Origin of the sequence: Streptomyces sp. NPDC007162, from assembly GCF_040634175.1 — a bacterium.
In the GTDB taxonomy this organism is placed as follows: domain Bacteria; phylum Actinomycetota; class Actinomycetes; order Streptomycetales; family Streptomycetaceae; genus Streptomyces.
Genome location: NZ_JBEYFC010000683.1, coordinates 1 through 4,007 on the forward strand (window position 1 = coordinate 1; position 4,007 = coordinate 4,007).

3 protein-coding genes and 1 pseudogene are annotated in these 4,007 nt (G+C 71.6%); 1 reads left to right on the plus strand and 3 read right to left on the minus strand.

What is annotated here, in order from left to right; all coding sequences use genetic code 11:
* The 3 genes and pseudogenes from fadH to ABZ646_RS41985 all read right to left on the minus strand — a co-directional run.
* Window positions 1–716: pseudogene (fadH, locus tag ABZ646_RS41975) on the minus strand (NADPH-dependent 2,4-dienoyl-CoA reductase); the annotation flags it as partial.
* A gap of 105 nt (window positions 717–821) precedes the next feature.
* Complete coding sequence (locus tag ABZ646_RS41980; protein ID WP_360531670.1) at window positions 822–1,190, minus strand: hypothetical protein; 369 nt, start codon at window positions 1,188–1,190, stop codon at window positions 822–824.
* A 121-nt stretch (window positions 1,191–1,311) separates the two neighbouring features.
* Complete coding sequence (locus ABZ646_RS41985) at window positions 1,312–2,184, minus strand: hypothetical protein (protein WP_360531673.1); 873 nt, start codon at window positions 2,182–2,184, stop codon at window positions 1,312–1,314.
* Window positions 2,185–2,460: 276 nt separating this feature from the next.
* Between ABZ646_RS41985 and ABZ646_RS41990 the strand changes: the two genes are divergently transcribed.
* The coding region (locus ABZ646_RS41990; protein WP_360531676.1) for a PAS domain-containing protein at window positions 2,461–4,007 on the plus strand (1,547 nt) is incomplete at its 3' end.

A 4,007-nucleotide genomic window follows, 5' to 3' on the forward strand; every position in this document is an offset into this window, starting at 1 on the left:
TGGCGGGCGCGGCCCTGGACCGGAACGATCACGACCACGATCACGGCCATGGAGGCGCGCACGGCCACGACCACTCCACCGCCCCGCGCGTCGCCGACTGCTTCACGCACCCGGCGGACGATCTCGACGGGGAACCGCATCCGGTTCTCGTACGAGCCGCCCCAGCGGTCGGTGCGCCGGTTGGTCCCGGCGGCGATGAACTCGTTGATGAGGTAGCCCTCGGAGCCCATGATCTCGACGCCGTCGTAGCCGGCCCGCCGGGCGAGGCGGGCGGCACGGGCGTAGTCGTCGATGGTCCGCTCGACGTCCTCGTCGGTCAGCTCGCGGGGCGGGAACGGACTGATCGGCGCCTGCAGCGGGCTGGGGGCGACCAGGTCCCGGTGGTAGGCGTAGCGGCCGAAGTGCAGGATCTGCATCGCGATCCGGCCGCCCTCGCGGTGCACGGCCTCGGTGACGGTGCGGTGCTGCTCGGCTTCCGCCTCGGTGGTGAGCCTGGCGCCGCCCTCGCCGGGGCGGCCCTCGTCGTTGGGGGCGATTCCCCCGGTGACGATCAGGCCCACTCCCCCGCGGGCCCGGGCCGCGTAGAACGCCGCCATCCGCTCGAAGCCGCGCTCGGCCTCCTCCAGGCCCACGTGCATGGAGCCCATGAGCACGCGGTTGGGCAGGGTGGTGAATCCCAGGTCGAGGGGTTCCAGCAGATGGGGGTAGCGGCTCATCGGGCCCTCCGTGCACGGTGTCGTCACCGCAGTTCTAGAGGACCGCACACTGTTTATGCAACTAGTTGCACAAAGGCTCCGGGGTGACGTGTCTCAGATCACCGCTCACCTGCTTTCGAGCAGGACGTGCAGCTCCCGCTCCTGGTCGCCCGAGGCGGAGGACAGGTCGCGCACCGCGAACAGGGAGTCGAGGGTCGTACGGAGCCGGTCGATCGCCCAGTAGCCGCCCTGCGCGTCCGCCTCGACCGAGGCGGAGAGCCGGGGCGGCGGGGTGCACCCGTGGGCGTCGGTGACCTCGAACGTGCCGAGCCACACCATCGGACGGCTCTCGTGCAGCTGCTGCGGCACGTCCTCGGCGTCCCGGTCGGACTCGAAGCACTGGCACAGCGCGTCGAAGACGATCCGGGCGTCCTCCTTGCTGCATCCGCTGATCTCGAGGGAGACGGCTTCCTCGTGCAGTCGCTCAGGTCCCATCGTGAACGCTCCTCTCATGGCAATGGCGCAGTGTCACGGGTTCCCCCGCCCACCGCGCCATGCCAACAGAAAAGCACCGATTCACGGGAGCTGCACCACCCGCCGGCGTACCGCGGACGGCTCAGCCCCGCGTGAACCTGTACGTCTTGCTGTCCGTGAGGACGCAGAATCCGGGCGACATCACGATGACGCGCAGGGTGCCGGAGCGCCGGTCGTAGTCGATGCCCTCGGCCTCGAAGGTCCCCGAGCAGGAGCTGCGCAGCGGGAGCTGGCGCAGCGCGGTGACATGGCCGGTGACGGCAGAGGTGCCGGGTGCCGCAGAGAGGTCGACCTGCAGGAGCGGTTTGGTGTAGCCGAAGAGGCTGCCGTCCGGGTCGTCCGAGGAGCACAGCAGCGTGGTGGCGCCGGAGAAGTCGCAGCCCTGGACGTCGCGTACGGCGTGGTCCAGGTTGACGACGGACGCCAGCGGGAGGTTCGCGGACGGCGAGGTGCCGCTGTTGGCGCCCGGCGTCGGGAAGACCAGGAAGCGGGTCATGGTGCCGTACTCGCCGGAGAGCATGTACTGGCTGTCGGGTGAGACGGCGTCCCACGAGTTGTTGAGGGCCTCACCGGACACGAGCGTGTGGACGTACTCCGACCAGGTGCCGTTCGGCGCCTGCACGCGGTACATCTTGGCGGTGCCGGAGTCCGCCTGGTACGGCTCGACGTAATAGCCGTCGTACGACTCGTCGGGGTCGCCGACGTGGTTCCAGCCGCGGCTGGAGACGCTGACGGGGATGGTGCCGATGCCGGTGTACCGGTTGGCGCTGCCGGCGGGGACTTCGACCGAGGTCAGGCCCTGGCTCTCGGTGAGCGGATCGGCGCGGTCGGAGCCGGTCTCGGTCCAGGTGTCGGCCGCGGAGGCCGGGGAGGCGGTGGCGAGGACCACGGTGGTGGCGAGGGCGACCAGGGCGGTCAGCCCTGCACGACAACGTTGCCGGGTGGAGGCGGGCATGACGGCCTACTCCTCGGTGGCTGGGGGGGGGCGGGTTCCGTGCGCCGGCCAGTCTGGCGTGTACCTGACGAACATGTACAGCCCGATGACGGAACGGAAAGGTGAACGCGCGCCCCTGTCGCCCCGGTGGTCACTTCGCCGTGACGGCGACGGATTGTCGGGAGATGGTGGAAGGGTCGCCGGTGACGTCGGAGAGTCGGGTGTGAGCGCGAGGAAACAAGGGGAGTCGGCACGGGGGACGACGTGCCGTGCGAAGGTGCGAAGGCGGTGCGTGCGATGAGTCCAGCCGGAGCCTCGGCTGCCGAGGGTGCGGAGCCCGCGCGCGGACCCGTGCGGCCGGGCGGGCTCCTGGACGTCCTGGGCGTGGCCTCCGTGGTGCTGGACGCCACGGGCCGCATCGTGCTGTGGAGCCCGCAGGCGGAGGAGTTGTTCGGCTATCCGGCCGCCGAGGCGCTCGGGCAGTACGCGGCCCGCCTGATGGTGCACGAGCGTCACATCGAACTGGTCGGCAAGCTGTTCTCCGAAGTGATGCGCACGGGACAGAGCTGGGCCGGCGGCTTCCCCATCCGGCACAAGGACGGCACCACCCATGTGGTGGAGTTCCGCAACATGCGTCTCATGGACGACCACGGCGACGTCTTCGCGCTGGGTCTGGCCGCGGACCAGTCGACGGTGCGCCGGCTGGAGCAGGACGTCGCGCTGTCCGAACGGATCGTGAAGCAGTCGCCGATCGGGCTGGCCGTCCTCGACACGAACCTGCGGTTCGTGTCCGTGAATCCGGCGATGGAGCGGATGAACGGCGTCCCGGCCGGGGACCACGTGGGGCGGACGATCCGCGAGGTGCTGCCCTCCCTGGACGCCGACGACCTGGAGTCGGCCTACCTGCGGGTGCTGCGGACCGGTGAACCGGTCGTCGACGAAACCTCGGTGGGGCGCACCCCGGCCGACCCCGACGAGGAGCACATCTGGTCGGTCTCGATCTACCGGCTGGACGACGCGCTGGGCAACGTGCTGGGCGTGGCGACGTCGGTCGTGGACATCACCGAGCCGTACCGGGCCGGGGTGGAGGCCGAGAACGCGCGCCGGCGGCTGGCCGTGATCGCGGACGCCTCGGCGCGTATCGGCACCACCCTGGACCTGGAGCGCACCGCCCGTGAACTGGCCGACGTCGCCGTGCCGGAACTCGCCGACGTGGCGGCCGTGGATCTGCTGGACATGGTGGTCGAGGGCCGGCGCAGCACGCTCGGTCCCACCGAGCCCGCGGTTCTCCGCTCGCTCGCCGTGCGCGCGGAGCGGGAGACGGAGGCGGTGCGGGCCACCGAGACGCCGGGCACGGTCGCCCGGTACGCGCCGGACCGGCTGATCACCGAGTGCGTACGGACCGGCGAGGCCGTCCTCGTCCCGCGGGTCGGGGACGAGGACCTGCCGAGGATCGCCCGCTCCGCCGAGGCGGCCGACCTGCTGCGCCGGGCCGGGGTGCACTCGTACCTGGCGGTGCCGCTGATCGCCCGGGGCGAGGTGCTGGGCGCCCTCGACCTGCGGCGGACCCGCAATCCGGCGCCCTTCGACGACGACGACCTGCTGCTGGCCCGGGAGCTGGCGGCGCGGGCGGCGGTGCAGATCGACAACGCCCGCTGGTACCAGAACGCCCGCACCACGGCGCTGACCCTCCAGCGCAGCCTGCTGCCCACCCATCCCCGGGTCACCACCGGCCTGGAGGTCGCCTCCCGCTACCAGCCGGCGGGCGCGACCGTCGAGGTGGGCGGCGACTGGTTCGACGTGATCCCGCTGGAGGGCGGCCGCACGGCGCTCGTGGTGGGGGA

What these genes read in the sequence shown, in the direction of transcription:
- ABZ646_RS41980 (WP_360531670.1), bottom strand. Translation starts at nt 1,190, where the DNA reads ATGGGACCTGAGCGACTGCACGAGGAAGCCGTCTCCCTCGAGATCAGC.
- ABZ646_RS41985 (WP_360531673.1), bottom strand. Translation starts at nt 2,184, where the DNA reads ATGCCCGCCTCCACCCGGCAACGTTGTCGTGCAGGGCTGACCGCCCTG.